The sequence below is a fragment of the Janthinobacterium sp. 64 genome, from assembly GCF_002813325.1.
Classification (GTDB): domain Bacteria; phylum Pseudomonadota; class Gammaproteobacteria; order Burkholderiales; family Burkholderiaceae_D; genus Janthinobacterium.
On sequence record NZ_PHUG01000001.1, the window covers coordinates 3023663 to 3039931 of the forward strand.

16 protein-coding genes are annotated in these 16269 nt (G+C 63.4%); 6 read left to right on the forward strand and 10 right to left on the reverse strand.

What is annotated here, in order from left to right:
• Positions 1 to 217: 217 nt before the first annotated feature.
• Positions 218 to 559: a hypothetical protein gene (locus CLU91_RS27860; RefSeq protein WP_157814688.1), complete on the reverse strand. Its 342-nt coding sequence runs from the start codon at positions 557 to 559 to the stop codon at positions 218 to 220.
• Between the two features lie 14 nt (positions 560 to 573).
• Here CLU91_RS27860 and CLU91_RS13315 point away from each other — a divergent pair, with 14 nt between their 5' ends.
• Positions 574 to 753: a hypothetical protein gene (locus CLU91_RS13315; protein ID WP_034746290.1), complete on the forward strand. Its 180-nt coding sequence runs from the start codon at positions 574 to 576 to the stop codon at positions 751 to 753.
• Positions 754 to 764: 11 nt separating this feature from the next.
• Here the strand turns inward: CLU91_RS13315 and CLU91_RS13320 are convergent, their stop codons facing one another.
• The 8 genes from CLU91_RS13320 to CLU91_RS13355 all read right to left on the reverse strand — a co-directional run bounded on the left by CLU91_RS13320 (position 765) and on the right by CLU91_RS13355 (position 11341).
• A complete protein-coding gene (locus CLU91_RS13320) occupies positions 765 to 2210 on the reverse strand; it encodes a glycine betaine ABC transporter substrate-binding protein (protein WP_198521471.1) in 1446 nt (481 codons plus the stop codon).
• Positions 2211 to 2279: 69 nt separating this feature from the next.
• Positions 2280 to 3506: an imidazolonepropionase gene (gene hutI, locus CLU91_RS13325; protein WP_100874548.1), complete on the reverse strand. Its 1227-nt coding sequence runs from the start codon at positions 3504 to 3506 to the stop codon at positions 2280 to 2282.
• 12 nt (positions 3507 to 3518) lie between these two features.
• Positions 3519 to 4094: a HutD/Ves family protein gene (locus CLU91_RS13330; protein ID WP_100874549.1), complete on the reverse strand. Its 576-nt coding sequence runs from the start codon at positions 4092 to 4094 to the stop codon at positions 3519 to 3521.
• Positions 4094 to 5470, reverse strand: a complete 1377-nt coding sequence (locus tag CLU91_RS13335) for a formimidoylglutamate deiminase (protein ID WP_100874550.1) — start codon at positions 5468 to 5470, stop codon at positions 4094 to 4096. Before CLU91_RS13335 ends, CLU91_RS13330 begins: the two co-directional genes overlap by 1 nt.
• The gene (gene hutG, locus CLU91_RS13340; protein WP_100874551.1) at positions 5455 to 6243 is read right to left on the reverse strand and encodes an N-formylglutamate deformylase; all 789 of its coding nucleotides are present in this window, start codon (positions 6241 to 6243) and stop codon (positions 5455 to 5457) included. Before hutG ends, CLU91_RS13335 begins: the two co-directional genes overlap by 16 nt.
• Positions 6244 to 6263: 20 nt before the next feature.
• Positions 6264 to 7823, reverse strand: a complete 1560-nt coding sequence (gene hutH / locus CLU91_RS13345) for a histidine ammonia-lyase (RefSeq protein WP_100874552.1) — start codon at positions 7821 to 7823, stop codon at positions 6264 to 6266.
• A gap of 8 nt (positions 7824 to 7831) precedes the next feature.
• Complete coding sequence (hutU, locus tag CLU91_RS13350) at positions 7832 to 9541, reverse strand: urocanate hydratase (protein ID WP_100874553.1); 1710 nt, start codon at positions 9539 to 9541, stop codon at positions 7832 to 7834.
• Positions 9542 to 9667: 126 nt separating this feature from the next.
• Positions 9668 to 11341 carry an amidohydrolase gene (locus CLU91_RS13355; RefSeq protein ID WP_100874554.1) on the reverse strand — a complete coding sequence of 558 codons (1674 nt, stop codon included), beginning with the start codon at positions 11339 to 11341 and terminating at the stop codon, positions 9668 to 9670.
• A gap of 156 nt (positions 11342 to 11497) precedes the next feature.
• Here CLU91_RS13355 and CLU91_RS28510 point away from each other — a divergent pair, with 156 nt between their 5' ends.
• Genes CLU91_RS28510 through CLU91_RS27875 form a run of 5 tightly spaced genes read left to right on the forward strand, consistent with a single transcriptional unit; the run spans position 11498 to position 14562 of the window.
• A complete protein-coding gene (locus CLU91_RS28510; protein ID WP_100874555.1) occupies positions 11498 to 12568 on the forward strand; it encodes a hypothetical protein in 1071 nt (356 codons plus the stop codon).
• A gap of 19 nt (positions 12569 to 12587) precedes the next feature.
• Positions 12588 to 13031 (forward strand): hypothetical protein, encoded by a 444-nt coding sequence (locus CLU91_RS13365; protein WP_157814689.1) that lies wholly within the window; start codon positions 12588 to 12590, stop codon positions 13029 to 13031.
• Positions 13032 to 13057: 26 nt separating this feature from the next.
• A complete protein-coding gene (locus CLU91_RS27865; RefSeq protein ID WP_157814690.1) occupies positions 13058 to 13534 on the forward strand; it encodes a hypothetical protein in 477 nt (158 codons plus the stop codon).
• Positions 13535 to 13541: 7 nt separating this feature from the next.
• Positions 13542 to 14051, forward strand: coding sequence for a hypothetical protein (locus CLU91_RS27870; RefSeq protein WP_157814691.1), 510 nt, complete (start codon positions 13542 to 13544; stop codon positions 14049 to 14051).
• A 13-nt stretch (positions 14052 to 14064) separates the two neighbouring features.
• Complete coding sequence (locus CLU91_RS27875) at positions 14065 to 14562, forward strand: hypothetical protein (RefSeq protein WP_157814692.1); 498 nt, start codon at positions 14065 to 14067, stop codon at positions 14560 to 14562.
• Between the two features lie 5 nt (positions 14563 to 14567).
• Here CLU91_RS27875 and CLU91_RS13380 read toward each other — a convergent pair whose 3' ends face one another.
• Positions 14568 to 16244 carry a mechanosensitive ion channel family protein gene (locus CLU91_RS13380; protein ID WP_100874559.1) on the reverse strand — a complete coding sequence of 559 codons (1677 nt, stop codon included), beginning with the start codon at positions 16242 to 16244 and terminating at the stop codon, positions 14568 to 14570.
• Positions 16245 to 16269 lie beyond the last annotated feature (25 nt).

The following is a 16269-nucleotide window of genomic DNA, read 5'->3' on the forward strand; positions in this document are numbered from 1 at the left end:
AGGGCGCAAGGCGCGCCGCGCAGTAAGTTCCAAAAAAATCCCCGCGGGCTAGCGGCACCGCGGGGTAGAACCCATTGTCAAGTGGGAGGGGGAGAATGCAATCAACGGTTATCAATATAAACGCTGCCGCTTGCGATGGCGCAGACCTTTACATTTGCTTACCGGGCCTTACATTTGACTTAAATCCGCTCACCAGGTGTCGCCCGAATGACACTGATTATTTCCGTGGTTCAATCAATGTGCCGTGCAAGCCGATATGTGGTTGCGCAACCCCACTGCCACCCTGCGCATTTTTATAGATTTGGTACACTGTCAGGCAGGCGATGCAGCCAGCAACCACGGCAAAAATGACCATGCGACGCTCCTTGAATATGCTTGAAGGAATCAGGGCCTGCGGCACCTGATGATGACCAGGCGAGCAGGGAAGATTCAGTGTGGCATCTTCGCCCTGGCGGGCATTGTGCAATGTCAAACACGCCAATTTGACGGGGTCATGGCATTTGATATGGCGCAAAGTGGCGGCATTCCGCTCACACAAAATGAACGCATCATTACGCACCTGGGAGCCACATCATGAATGTCTCTGCCAAACCGCTCGTCATGAAAATCTACCGCGCCTACCTGCGTTCCCGCCTGGAACGCTACACGCGCGACTTGCAAGCCATCGCGGAACAGCGCGAGAACGACTTCCAGGCCGAACGCATCCTGCACCAGGCCGTCGTCTCGGTGCGCTCGAAACTGCACTCGCTGTAAGCGTGATGCCGTCAGCGCTGCCGGCCGGCCACGGCCCAGCGCTCCACCAGCTCGAACAAGCCTTGCGTCAGCAGGGCCAGCACGGCGGCGGGAATCGCGCCGGCCAGCAGCATGTCGTTGTCGTTCAGCGCCAGGCCAATCGTGATGCGTTCGCCATAGCCGCCTGCGCCGATGAAGGCAGCAATGGTGGCCGTGCCCACGCTCATCACGGCCGCCGTTTTCACGCCCGCCAGCATGACGGGCAAGGCCAGCGGCAAGTCCACGTGCAGCAAGCGGTCGCGCTTGCTCAAGCCCAGCGCCAGCGCCGCCATGCGCAAGCCTTGCGGCACCTGCAAGATGCCCGTGCACGTGTTGCGCACGATGGGCAGCAAGGCATACACGAATAGGGCCACCAGCGCCGGCACGGTGCCGATCATGCCCAGCACGGGGATCAATATCGCCAGCAGGGCCAGCGACGGCACCGTCTGCAGCACGCCGACGAAGGCCAGCACGGTTTGCCGCAGCGGCGCCGAAAACGCCGCCAGCACGCCCAGCGGAATGCCGATCAGGCACGCCAACGCCACCGACAGCAGCACCAGGGTCACGTGCTGGCGCGTCAGTGTCCACAAATCGTCGCCGATGATTTTATCGAGCAGCTTGCTGCGCGTGGCGGACGGTTTGTTCGCCTGCGTGCCGGAGGCCAGCCACTGCCGCGCCACGTCAGAAAAAGTCTTGCCATCAATTTCCACGGCCGCATTCATGGCGATCATGTCGCTCTCGCTGATGCGTCCCTGCAAACCTTCCAGCGCCAGCCAGGCCGCGGGGAAACGCTGCGGCACGTCGAGGCGGTACAAGAGCATGGCGTCGTAGCGGGGAAAATACTGCTGCGTGTCGGCCAGCACGCGCAAGCCGTACTGGCGTATCTTCGCATCCGTCGAGTAAATATCGATCACGTCCACCTGGCGCTGCGCCAGCGCTTCATAGGCGATGCCATGATCGAGCCCGCGCGGGCGCTGCGGCAAGCCATAGCGGGCGGCGAGGCCCGGCCAGCCATCGACACGGCCGATGAATTCATGCGACAGGCCGAATTTCAGCGCGGGCTGGCCCGCCAGCTGTCCCATTTGCGTGATCGAACCATCATCGCCGCGCATGGCCAGCGCATAGGTATTGTTAAAGCCCAGCGGCACGGCCACGCCCAGGCCCAGCGCCGCCAGCTCGCGCCGCATCTGCTCCAGGTCAATCGGCTTGTCGTGCTTGAGGATTTCGCTGGCGATGGTGCCCATGTACTCGGCATACACGTCGATGCTGCCCGCCTGCAGCGCGGCGAGCACGATGGCCGTGTTGCCCAGGCCCTGGCGGTGCTCGGCCTTGACGTGCGGCGCGGCGCTCTGCTGGAGGATTTCGCCGAGAATATACGATTCCGTAAAACGCTTCGAACCCACCTTCAGGGTGCCGCCATCCATAGCAAGGGAGGACATGGGCGCGGTGGCGAAGACCAGCAACAACAACAGGTAAACAACACGCACGCGGCGCTCCAGGACGGATAATCAGTCCGGCAAGCTTACCACCGGCGCGCGCCAGACACCGCCATGCACCACGCCCGCGCACGGGTTCAGCCCCAGCGCATACGCCAGGTCGGCCGGGCGCGCGATGCGCCACAGGGCAAAATCGGCGCGCTTGCCCACTACCAGGCTGCCCGTTTCATGCTGCAAGCCCAGCGCGCGCGCCGCATGCAGCGTGCAGCCAGCCAGCGCTTCCTGCGGCGTCAAGCGCCACAAGGTGCACGCCATGTTCATCGCCAGCAGCAGGGACGTCATGGGCGACGTACCCGGATTGCAATCGGTGGACACGGCCATCGGCACGCCGGCCGCGCGCAATGCCGCGACGGGTGGCGCTTGCGTCTCGCGCAAAAAATAATACGCGCCCGGCAGCAGCACGGCCACCGTGCCGTGTTGCGCCATGGCGGCGACACCTTCTTCCGACAGGAATTCCAGGTGATCGGCTGACAGGCCGCCGTAACTGGCCACCAGCGCCGCGCCGCCCAGGTCGGACAACTGTTCCGCATGCAGTTTCACGGGCAGGTTCAAGGCGCGCGCCGCCGCGAACACCCTTTCGGTTTGCGCCGGCGTAAAGCCGATGCGCTCGCAAAACGCGTCGACGGCGTCGACCAGGCCATCGCCCGCCAGCTGCGGCAGCATCCGCGCACACAGCAGGTCGATATACGCATCGGCCTGGCCCGCATATTCGGGCGGCAGCGCATGCGCACCGAGGAAGGTGGTGCGCACGGATACGGGCAGCTGCTGCCCTATCCTGCGCGCCACACGCAGCATCTTCGCCTCGCTGTCCGCAGTCAGGCCATAGCCAGACTTGATCTCCAGGGTCGTCACGCCCTCGGCCAGCAGCGCCAGCACGCGGGGCAGGCTTTGCCGCAGCAATTCGTCATCGCTGGCCGCGCGCGTGGCGCGCACGGTGGACATGATGCCGCCGCCGGCGCGGCTGATGTCTTCATAGCTGGCGCCATTCAGGCGCGCCTCGAATTCATCGCTGCGGTTGCCCGCGTGGACGATGTGCGTGTGGCAGTCGATCAGGCCGGGCGTGAGCCAGCAGCCCTGGCCATCGTGTAGCACCGCGCCGCTGGCCGGCAGCTCGTCGCCGGGGCCGAACCAGGCGATGCGGCCATCCTTGACGGCGATGGCCGCGTCCAGCAGCTCGCCATAACCGTGTTCCATCGTGGCCAGGTGGACGTTGTGGATGACCATATCCCAGTCTTGCATGGCTTTTCTCTCCTAGGTAAACAGGTCGACGCACAACACTGCCGTGCGCTGCAAGGCGTCGAGCCGCCATTCCTGCGCATCGTCGGCGTCGAGCAGCAAGGCGTCGTAGCGGGCCAGCGCAAACTGCTGCTCGCCACCGCGCGCCAGCACGGCACCCTCGCCGGCGACGAACAGCAAGGTCGCCGCGCTGCGCCGCGCCAGCCTTGCGGGCGCCGTGATTTTTTCCAGCTGGTGGCGGCAGCGGTCGCGCCGCGTCATCACATTGAAATCCGTCGTCGTCCCCTTGACCTGCGCAACCACGGCCGCTTCGCCGGGAAACCACAGCATCGGTTGCGCCGCGCTCAAGACCACCTTGCGCGCGCCATCGAGCGTCAGCTGCACGCCGTCGCCATCGACCAGCACCAGGCTGCGGTCGATGCCGGGAAAGCTGGAAAACGGCCCGCTGGCCGTGATCGTCGCCAGGCTGATACGCCAGTCGAATTCCATCAGGCTGGCGCCCGCTGGTGAAATGGCGATTTCCATCGTGCTGCCGCCGCCGTTTTTCCATGGCGCGGCACGCAGGTATTCCTGCGGGATGAAGGTCGCCATCAGAGCGCCCTCAGTTGCGACAGGGTGCGCTTGTAGGCGGTGGCGATGGCGTCCTGCGCCACGTGGCGCCCATCGCGCACCTGCCACTGGCCGCCGCACAGCACATCGAGCACCAAGTTGTCGTTGCCGCAGAAAAGTACGCTGCCCAGCACGTCGGCGATGGCCACGCCGCACAGGTTCACATGCGTCTCGTCGAGCACCAGCAAGTCGGCGCGGCAGCCCGGCGCCAGGGCACCGAGCTTGCGCCCGGACGCCTGCGCGCCGCCCTGCAAGGCCGTTTGCCACAGGTAATCTCCCACGCGGCGTTCATCTGCCGTGGCGGCCACATTGCGCTGCTGGCGCTGCAAGCGCTGGCCGTATTCGAGCCAGCGCAATTCTTCCACGGGCGACTGTGATACATGGCTGTCGCTGCCGACGCCGAAACGCCCGCCGGCGGCGATGAATTCGGCCAGCGGAAACAGGCCGTCGCCCAGGTTCGCCTCCGTCGTCGGGCACAGGCCCGCCACGGCGCCGCTGGCGGCCATCAGCGCCACCTCGTCCGGCTGCACATGCGTCGCATGCACGAGGCACCAGCGCGCATCGACGCCGACCTGGTCGTACAAATACTGCACCGGGCGCCGGCCGCTGTAGTCCAGGCACTGGCGCACCTCGCCCTGCTGCTCGGCGATGTGGATGTGGATGGGACGGCCCGCAGGCAGCGCTTGCGTCACTTCGCGAATCTGCGCCACGCCGGCCGCGCGCAGCGAGTGGGGCGCAAAGCCCACTTCCACCTGCCCGCCGCGCTGCGGCGCCAGCGCGTCGACGATGCGCAAGACATCATCTGCACCGGTGCGAAAGCGCGCCTGCTCGGGTTTGAGGGGCTGTGCGCCGAAACCCGCATGGCTGTACAGCACGGGCAGCATGGTCACGCCGATGCCGCTGATGCGCGCCGCGGCCAGCACCCGTTCCGCCGTTTCGGCAGGACGTGCATACAGTGCGCCGGCCATATCGCGCTGCAGGTAGTGGAATTCGCACACGGCCGTGTAGCCATGGCGCAGGCATTCGGCAAACAGCTGCGCGGCGATGGTTTCCATTTGCTCCGGCGTGATGTGGCGCGCGAAGCGGTACATCAGCTCGCGCCAGGTCCAGAAGCTGTCAGGGCCATCGCCGGCGACTTCCGTCATGCCACCCAGCGCCCTCTGGAACGCATGCGAATGCAGGTTGACCATGCCGGGCAAGACATACTCGGCCACCTCCACGCCGGGCGGCGGCGCGGCATTGTCCGCCACCGCCGTCAAATCTCCGGCCGCGTCCCATTCCAGCAGCACGTCGCGGCGCCAGCCTTGCGGCAGCAGCGCGTGGCGCGCGAACAAACAGCCGCTCAACGCGCCACCCATGCCACGGCCGCTTCCATCATCTGGCGCAGCAGCGGCTGCACCTGCGCCGCCAGGTCGGGCCGGTAGCCGAACGGTGCCGATTCGTCCATGTACAGGCACTGGCACATCTCCAGCTGGATCGCATGCACGCGCTGCGCCGGCTGGCCGTAGTGGCGCGTGATATGGCCACCCTTGAAGCGACCGTTCAGCGCCACGGTAAATTGATCCTGCGCGCGCGCGATATCGACCACGGCGGACGTCAGGCCGCTCTCGCAGCTGGCGCCATCGGCCGTGCCGAAGTTCAGGTCGGGCAGCTTTCCGTCAAAAAAACGCGGCACGTGGGAAGCGATGGAGTGGGCATCCCACAGCACCACGGCGCCATGCACGCGCAGCAGGCGGTCCAGTTCCGCGCGCAGCTGCGCATGATACGGCGCCCAGTAGCGCCGCAGCCGCTGCTGTACGTCGGCCGCATCGGGTTCGCGGCCGGCCAGGTACAGCGGCTCGCGGTGGAAGGTATCGTTGGGCAGCAAGCCCGTCGTATCCTGGCCCGGATACAGATTCGTGTCTTCCTGCGGGCGGTTCAAGTCGATGGTGTAGCGCGACCAGCGCGCCGACAGCACGGACGCATCCATCTCCTGCAAGAAGCCATACAGCTCGCGCAAATGCCAGTCCGTGTCGGCCTTGATCAGGGCCTGCGGCGTCATGCGCGCGGCGATATCGTCGGGTATGTCGGTGCCCACGTGGGGCATCGACACGAGCAGCGGAATGCTGCCTTCGTTGAAGCGGAAATCCATGCTTGTCTCCTTGCGCCCGCTCAGGCGTACAGCGGGGCGAACAAATTCTTGCACGTGATGCTCAACTCACCGTGCAGCACCATCTGCTTGGCCGCTTCGATATCGGGCGCGAAGAAGCGGTCGGCGTCGAAGAACGGTACTTTCTGGCGCAGCTGCTGGTGTACATGTTCGAGGTGCGGCGAGGTTTTCAGGGGGCGGTGGAAGTCGATGCCCTGCGCGGCGGCCAGCAGCTCGATGCCGACGATGACGGCCGTGTTGTGCGCCATATCGTCCAGGCGGCGCCCGGCGAACGTGGCCATGCTCACATGGTCTTCCTGGTTGGCGGACGTCGGCAGGCTGTCGACGCTGGCCGGATGCGCGAGCGACTTGTTTTCCGATGCCAGCGCGGCGGCCGTCACATGGGCGATCATGAAGCCGGAATTGACGCCCGGATCGCGCACGAGGAACGGTGGCAAGCCGGAGAGCGTGGCGTCGATCAGCAGCGCGATGCGGCGCTCGGCCAGTGCGCCGATTTCAGAAATCGCCAGCGCCAGCGTGTCGGCGGCAAAGGCCACCGGCTCGGCGTGGAAATTACCACCGGAGACGATTTCTGCCTGCCCGTTGGGACCATCCTGGAAGATCAGCGGATTGTCCGTGACGGCATTGGCTTCGATCAGCAGGGTGCGGCCGACGTTACCAATCAGGTCCAGGCAAGCGCCCATGACTTGCGGCTGGCAGCGCAGGCTGTATGGGTCTTGCACGCGCTCGTCGCCTTCCAGGTGCGAAGCGCGAATGGCGCTATGCGCCACCAGCTGGCGGTACATCTGCGCGGCCAGGATTTGCCCCGGCTGCCCGCGCACGGCGTGCACGCGCGCGTCGAACGGCGCATCGCTGCCCTTGGCCGCGTCGAGCGACAGCGCGCCCGTGACCATCGCCGCTTCCAGCAGGCGCTCGGCCATGAACAAGCCATGCAGCGCCAGCGCGTTCGACACTTGCGTGCCGTTGATCAGCGCCAGGCCTTCTTTTGCCGCCAGCACGACGGGCGCGATGCCCGCCTGCGCCAGCGCTTCGGGGGCCGGCATCAATTCGCCGTTGACGCGCACGTCGCCCACGCCCAGCATGGCCAGGGTCATGTGCGACAGCGGCGCCAGGTCGCCCGAGGCGCCGACGGAACCTTTGGCGGGAATGGCCGGCATGATGCCCGCGTTGTACAGGGCGATCAGGGTATCGACGATCAACGGGCGCACGCCGGAATAGCCGCGCGCCAGGCTGCCGATCTTCATCAGCATGATCAGGCGCACGACGGCGTCCGACAGCAGTTCGCCCGTGCCGACCGAGTGCGACAGGATCAGGTTGCGCTGCAATTGCTCCAGCTTTTCATCCGGGATGCGCGTCTTGGCCAGCAGGCCGAAGCCCGTGTTGATGCCATACGCCGCATCGCCCTTGGCGACGATGGCTTGCACGGCGGCGGCCGACGCCTCGATGACGGGATAGGCTTCGGCGGCGAGTATCAGTTTCGCGGGTGCGGCCCAGACGGCGCGCAGGTCGCCCAAGGTCATCGCGCCCGGTTTCAGGGTCCAACTTTTGGAGTGCTGTGTCATGTTTGCTTTCACTTCGTATTAAGCATCGGCAGGTTCAGATTGTTGCGCTTGGCGCAGGCGGCCGCTGTTTCGTAGCCGGCATCGGCATGGCGCATCACGCCCGAGCCGCTGTCGTTGACCAGCACTCTCGCCAGGCGTTTCGCCGCCGCTTCACTGCCGTCGGCCACGATGACCATGCCCGCATGCTGAGAATACCCCATTCCCACGCCGCCGCCATGGTGCAGCGAGACCCAGGTGGCGCCGCCAGCTGTGTTCAGCATGGCGTTGAGCAGCGGCCAGTCGGAGACGGCGTCCGTGCCATCCTTCATGCTTTCCGTCTCGCGGTTCGGGCTGGCCACGGAACCCGTATCGAGGTGGTCGCGGCCGATGACGATGGGGGCCTTCAGCTCGCCCGTGCGCACCATCTCGTTGAAGGCCAGGCCGGCGATGTGGCGCTCGCCCAGCCCCAGCCAGCAAATGCGCGCCGGCAGGCCCTGGAAGGCGATGCGCTCGCGCGCCATGTCCAGCCAGTGGTGCACCTGCGTGTGGTGCGGGAACAGCTCCTTGATCTTTGCATCCGTTTTATAGATGTCTTCCGGATCGCCCGACAGGGCAACCCAGCGGAACGGACCCCGTCCTTCGCAAAACTGCGGGCGGATATACGCGGGCACGAAACCGGGGAAGTCGAAGGCGTTCAGCACGCCCTGGTCGAACGCCACCTGGCGGATGTTGTTGCCGTAATCGACCGTGTGCACGCCCATGGCGTGGAAATCGAGCATGGCTTGCACGTGGGCGGCGCAGGAATCGGCGGCCGCCACCGTCAGGCGCGCGTGGCGCTGCGGGTCTTGCTGCGCCGCCTTCCAGTCCGACACGCTCCAGCCGCGCGGCAGATAGCCGTTGACCAGGTCATGCGCGGAGGTCTGATCCGTCACCAGGTCCGGCACCAGGCCGCCCGCTTTCGCGCGGCGCACCAGTTCCGGCAGCACTTCGGCCGCGTTGCCCAAGAGGCCAATGGAGATCGCTTCCTTGCGTTCGGTGTGGTACTTGACCAGCTCCAGGGCTTCGTCCAGGCTGGCCGCCTGCTTGTCCAGGTAGCGCGTGCGCAGTCGGAAATCGATGCTGCTTTGCTGGCATTCGATATTGAGCGAGACGGCGCCCGCCATGGTGGCGGCCAGCGGCTGCGCGCCGCCCATGCCGCCCAGGCCCGCCGTCAGAATCCAGCGCCCGCCCCAGTCGCCGCCGAAATGCTGGCGGCCCGCCTCGGCGAAGGTTTCATACGTGCCCTGCACGATGCCCTGCGTGCCGATGTAGATCCAGCTGCCGGCCGTCATCTGGCCGTACATGAACAGGCCTTGCCGATCGAGTTCGTTGAAGTGTTCCCAGTTGGCCCATTTCGGCACCAGGTTGGAGTTGGCGATAAGTACGCGCGGCGCATCCGCGTGGGTCTGGAACACGCCCACCGGCTTGCCGGACTGGATCAGCAAGGTCTGGTCGTCTTCCAGTTCGCGCAGCGAAGCGAGAATCTGGTCGAAACAGGCCCAGTTGCGCGCCGCGCGGCCGATGCCGCCGTAGACGACCAGGTGCTGCGGATTTTCCGCCACTTCCGGGTCCAGATTGTTTTGCAACATGCGGTAGGCCGCCTCGGCCTGCCAACTCTTGCAAGCCATGACCGTGCCGCGCGGGGCGCGGATGGTACGGCTGGCATCAAAGCGTGGATCGGTGTCCATTGTGCTGTTCATGCTGTCTCCTCGTAGGGTGCGAGCGGACATGCGTGGTCCGCCCTTGTGCTTCCAGCATAGGTTGTCTATACAACCAAGTCAACAGATTTTCTTTGGGGTCAGACCCGGCGGGTCTGACCCCAGCCTTTATTTTTTCTCGAACACGCGCTTGCCCGCCACCCACGTCTGCAGCACCTGCGTCTTGCCAATCGCCGTCGGCGCGACGGTGAACAGGTCCTGGTCGACGACGATGAAGTCCGCCCATTTTCCCGCCTCCAGTGTGCCGATGACCTTTTCCTGGTGCGCCGCCCACGCCGCGTCCAAGGTAAAGCAGCGCAGCGCCTGCGTCACCGTCATGGCTTGCTGGGGATACCAGCCGCCGGCCGGAAAACCGTCGCTGTTTTGCCGCGTCACGGCAGCGTGGATGCCTTCGAACGGGTTCGGCGACTCGATGGGAAAGTCCGATCCGCAGGCGATGCGCGAACCTTGCGCAAGGAAGGTGCGCCACGCATACGCGCCCTTGATGCGCTCGTGGCCCACGCGCTGCTCCGCCATGTTCTGGTCGGACGTGGCGTGCGTCGGCTGCATCGATGGCACGATGCCCAGCGCCTTGAAACGGGGGATGTCGCTCAATTGCACCACCTGCGCATGCTCCATGCGGTGGCGCAAGCCCACGCTATGGTATTGCGCGGTCAAGGCTGCATAGCCGTCGAGGATCTGGTGGTTGCCCGCGTCGCCGATGGCGTGCACGTTCACCTGGTAGCCGGCGCGCATGGCTTTTGCCATCTTCGCGCGCATGGCGTCGTCTTTATAAAACAGCAGGCCGCTGGTAGAGGGATCGTCGCTGTACGGCGCCAGCAGGGCCGCGCCGCGGCTGCCCAGGGCGCCGTCGGACAGCAGTTTCACGGCGCGCAAGGCGTACATGTCGCGCGCATAGCTGGTCAAGGGGCCATTTTTCGACAGCGCGTCGAAGTCGTCCGTCGTGTCGGCGATCATGCCGTACACGCGCACCGTCAGCTTGCCGTGGTCCGCATAGTCGCGGAACAGCCGGTCCTGCATCTGGCCGATGCCCGCATCGTGCACGCTGGTCAGGCCCACTTGCGACAGCTGCGCCAGCGCGCCATCGAGGGCGGCGCGGTTTTCCACGTCGCCCGGCTTGGGCAGCACGGCGTCCATCAAGTCCATGGCGTTATCGACCAGCACGCCGGTGGCATTGCCGTCCGCGTCGCGGACTATCTTGCCGCCCGCCGGATCCGGCGTGGCGCGCGTGATGCCGGCCAGCGCCAGCGCGCGGCTGTTGGCCCAGCCCGCGTGACCGTCGACCCGGCGCAGCCACACGGGCCGCGCGCTTTCCGCCGCATCGAGTTCCGCCGCCGTGGGGAAGCGCCCCAGTTTCCAGATTTCCTGGTTCCAGCCATTGCCGACGATCCAGCTGCGTTCCGGATGCGCGCGCGCGAAGTCGCCGACGGCTTGCACGGCGGCCGGCAGCGAGGACGAACCGTACAGCATCACGCCGCTGGCAATCGTCCCCAGGCCGAACACGTGGCCGTGCGCGTCGATCAGCCCTGGCAGCACGGTTTTCCCCTGCACGTCGACGTGGGTCGCGCCCTTGGCCGCCTTGCGTTTCACCTGCGCGGCGCTGCCGACGGCGAGCAGCTTGCCAGCGTCGTCAAAGGCCAGCGCCGTGAAGCGCACCACCTTGCCGGCAGCATTGAGCGTGTAGCCGTTGGCGTTGTCGATCACCGTGTCGGCATGCACGTGGCCAAGGGCGCCCAGGCAGGCGAGCGTGAGCAGGGTACGGCGCAAGGGCAGGGTCGGCATTTCCATCTCCAGGTCTTTTCGTGAATGAATGAAAAGACGAGTGTATAGAAATTGGCAAAATGGTCAATCAGGCAGACATAGGCGCGCATGCCTTGCGCCCAGTCAATACCTTCCCGCCGCCGCTGTCCTACGCTGGCGTTTTGTCGCGGAGCTCCCATGGCCAGGCACCATGTCATCAGCACCACCGCGTGCGACGTGTTCTTCAAGCTCGTGAGCCATCAGAAGAAGAACCTGGGCGCGCACTTCGACAGCATGATCGTCACCTTCAGCGCCGACGGCCGGCCCGTGCTGGGCGCCACCCTGCGCAACGCGACTAGCGGCTGCGAACTGCACCGCCTGGCCGGCCAGCCCGACGAATGCTGGTGCTGCGGCTACGACGAACAGCTGGAATTCGTCTCGCAAGCCAACGTGCCGCTGGCGCACGCCGACTACCGCCTCACCTTGAGCAATGGCGAAACGTGGACGGGCACGACGGATGCGAAGGGACGCACGGGGCGCGTGGCCAGCAAGCGGGAAGCGCAAATCACCCAGGCCGAATTCCTGCCGCACGCGGATAAATCGCCATGCTGCGCCGCCGCGCCAAAACACGCTGCACCAGCCGTCAAGATCGTCCAACTGGAAGGCATCAAGACGACCGACAAGGACGTCGGTTCGTCCGTCAAACAGGTCAAAGTGAAGGACAAGGTTCGCCCGCTAACCAAGGGCGAGATCGACATGGCGTGGATGCTGTTCCAGGATGCGATCGACTATAGCAAGGTCAAGGTGCATGGCGAGCCGTATCTATGGTTCGGCTTGCAGCCGAAGAACGTGGCCATGACGCCGGATGGGGAGATTTATTTTCATGAGTCGGAATTCCGAGAGGATTTTTCCATAGCTCAGCCAATAGACAAAAACTGGTTCATGCATGAAATGGTCCATGTCTGGCAGTATCAATTGGGCTATCCGGTTGCATTGCGTGGGGCGATCCGTTTCGGATTGAACTACACGTATTTTTTAAAGCGAGGAAAAAAACTATCTGACTTCAACATGGAGGCGCAGGGCAACTTACTGGCAGATTATTTCGGACTAAGGTATTTGAAAACACCAAAAGCTATGAATCAAAAAGAATACCGGAACTCCCTGATTCTCTACGAAGAGGTGATCAATGAATTTCTTAAAAATAGAAAAAGCAAGACCAATCTTCCTGGAAATGACATTGACCATGAGCCTTTGTTTGACATGCCGTGACGCGTACCCGATGTCTCGCATGGCTGAAGCCGAGATTAGCTCATTCAAAGGGATGCCATGCTTCACCATCTCAAAAAAAGAAGAACGACGCAACGGAACGCCAATGCTGGGCGCACTCATGGTTTACGATATCTCCATAAAGCCGCCTGTAGAGGTCTGGTCCTTCATTCTCCTTGGAGCGACGACCCTCCCCATGCATGCAAAAACCTGCTATTTGTATGGCCAAGTACCGACAGGAGCCGAATCGACTGCCGCGACGATGCTGAAAAAAGACAGGATGTACAGCGTCTTTTTGAATGGCAGGCCGGATGACCCGTCTGACTCGACCCGTGGCTATAAAGGGAAATTCTGTCTCATCGCGACAGCTAACGGTGGTCAACAGGTCATTCCCATCAAGCGCGACATGCAGGCCTGGATAGACGAAATTTGCCCGGCAAACACCCCAGCACAAAAGGGCCAATAATGCCCATCTGCCACAAGACCCTATTGGTGCTCACCTTGCTGACCTGCATGAGTGCCTCGGCCACCTCCCGCATGGCATACGCGGAAGTACAGCTAAAAAATGGCACTCCCTGTTTCACCATTTCGCAAAAAGAAGAAGCACGCAACGGGCTTCCTCGGATTAGTGCGATCGTACTGACAGATGTATCCGTCAAGCCTGCAGTAGAAGTATGGTCTTTTCTTTTACCGGGCGCAGCGACTATTCCTGTGCATGCCAAGTCCTGCCTGCCATATGGGGTTGCTCCAGCAACGGCAGAGGTCAAGCCACCCAAAGCGCCGCCGCTGAAAACGGGACGGATGTATGACGTCTTCCTGAACGGTGGGCCAGCTGATCCATCGGACCCTACTCGCGGTTACGTGGGCAAGTTTTGCTTAATCAGCGGCATCTCTGGAGAGCACAAGATTCTTCGTATCGACAGCGATAGCCAAGCCTGGATAGACGAAATCTGTCCCGTTCAGAAATAGGGAAAACATGATGTCCTTGCAGCAGAATGCCCTGTTCATACTGCTCATGTCCCTCGGCCTGCGTGCCTGTGCAACATCACGCATCGCCGATGCTGAAATCAGTTCAGTGAATGGCACCCCCTGCTTCACAATCTCGCTAACGGAAGAAAAGCGTAACGGCCAGCCACTCCTGGGAGCACTCAGCATTTCAGATCTGTCAGAAAAGCCCGCCGTTGGCGTGTGGAGTTTTTATATGACTGGTGGAAAAAAAGTACCGCTCTCGTCAAAAAGCTGCCTTCGGTATGGTGATCTTCCTCAGGGAGCGAACGGCATGTCCGCCCCTGAACTGCAAACAGGACGGGTCTATAGCATTTTCCTCAATGGAAGACCAAATGATCCTGCAGACCCCACCTATGGCTACATGGGAAAATTTTGCATACTAGCCACGGCCACTGGTGAACGAAAAATCATCGCCATTGGCAGCGACACGCCAGCGTGGAGACAGGATAGTTGCCCGGAGCAATCGCTCATCAGATAGTGCGGGGATCGCCATGCCATATCGTCACACACTGCTATTCCTGCTTGCCACGCTGACGACTATCGATGCCTCGGCGTGGTCGCGCATCGCTGATGCCCACATTCACTCTATCAATGGCATACCCTGCTTTTCCATTACAAAAAAGGAAGAGGCACGCAATGGCCTGCCATTTCTTGGCGCACTCATGGTTTCAGACATGTCCGTGCAACCAGTAAAAGAAGTATGGGGGTTCTCCATGCCTCCAGACATGCCTCTACCCATCCGTGCCAGCACATGCATCCACTATGGAAACCTGCCTATCGGCGCGACGGGTATACGCGCTGAAAAACTGATACCCGGGCATTTTTATCATGTATTCCTGAATGGCAGCCCCAAAGACCCATCCGATCCAACCTATGGCTATCAAGGAAAATTCTGCGTGAGCACTACGGCTGCTGGCGGCCAGCAAGTTATTCCCATCAACAGCGACATGCAGGCCTGGATCGATGAAGTCTGCCCACTTCCTCCCTAGCACCTTCAGGGCTTCGGAGGCACCACTTGACCCGATTCCTCCCCCCGCTTCGCCGGCGCCCTGAACCATTCACCGGGCGGCACCACCTGCGACTCTTTTGGATCATCGATGTAGTGCGGCGAGGTGATCTGCACGTCGAATTCGTTGAAGACGTCGATGATGTTCTGGTGCAAGCGGTTCAGCACTTCGGCGCGCTGGCGGGGGACTTCGGCGCTGGCGTAGGCGACGAGGCGGTATTGCACATAGTAATCCTGCAAGGCCAGCTGCATCACGTACGGTTTTGGCGTGGTCGACAGTTCCGGCGTGCGCGAGGCGGCCAGTTCCAGCATGGCGTGCACTTGCCGCCACGGCGTGGCGTAGCCGATGGTGACGGTGGAGTCGAGCACGAAACCGCCGCCGGGCTGGGCGCGCGAGTAGTTCTTTGTCGTTTGCGACATCACCCACGCGTTCGGCAAGGCGACCTCTTCACCGAGGCCCGTGCGCAGGCGCGTCTCGAACATGCCCACGTCGACCACCGTGCCTTCGCTGTCGCCCACGCGCACATATTCTCCCTTGCGCAGGGCGCGCGTGTACATCAGGATCAGGCCGCTGGCGCCCTGGCCCACGATGCTCGACGCGCCGATCGACACCATCAGGCCCACCAGCACGGACAGGCCCTGGAAGGCGGCCGTATGCGAGCCGGGCAGATACGGGTACGCCATGGCCAGCGCGAACAGCCAGATCACCACGCTGGCGATGCGGCGCGTCGGCAGGGCCGTGTCCTTGTCGAGCCAGCCGATTTGCAATTCGCCGCTTTCCACGCGCTTGAACAGCGAGGCGGCCGTGGCCGCGATCAGGCGCGCGATGGCGAAGATCACGCACACCAGCACCAGCCCCGGCAAGGCGCCGATGATGGCGTGGAAGACGTCGGCGGCTACGTCGAACAGATAGCCGCTCAGGCTTTCGCCCCACGAGCGCGTATAGGGCAAGCGGCCCAGCACGAAAGCGGCCCACAGATAAGTGGCCATCAGGCGCAAGCCCCACAGCACGGCACTGAGCAGTTGATACGCGAAGGCGATGTAGTGCTCGGCGTCGAGCACGCGCACGTTTTTCAGGCGCACATCGCGCAGGCGCGAGGCCAGCAGGATGCCGCTGCGGCGCTTGGCCCAGCGGTAAAAGCGTGTCAAGCCCAGCCACACCAGCCAGAACACCAGGGTAGCAAACGCGCACACGGCGGCGGCGATCGCCAGGTAGCGCCAGCTGCTTTGCTCGCGATAGTCAAACACGGCTTTGCTCAGTTCGCCGGCCGCCGTTTTCGCCACGCTTTCCGTGGTGTCGCCGGCCAGCAAGTTGACGTCGCCAGGCACGACGACGAACAGCTGCACGCCATCGAGCAGCACTTGCGTGCCTTCGGAAATCGTGCGCGTGCTCGCCTGCAAGGGGCCGTTTTTCGCCAGTACGCTTTCCAGGCGGCGCTGCGCACCGATGGCCCGCTCATCGGGCGGATAGCCGGCCAGCGCGGCGCGGAAGACGAACACCTTGCGGTTGGCAAACATCAACGGCGCCGTCCTGGCCGCCGCAAGCTGCGACGGCGCCACGACGGTCCCGGCCTCCGCAACGAGCGCGGGCACGCCATCGTCCGCATGGGCGGCGGGCAGCAGGAAAATGGTCAACAGGCACAACAGGCGGAGCAACGCGGACATGGCAGAAATGAAAGAGTGACAAGAA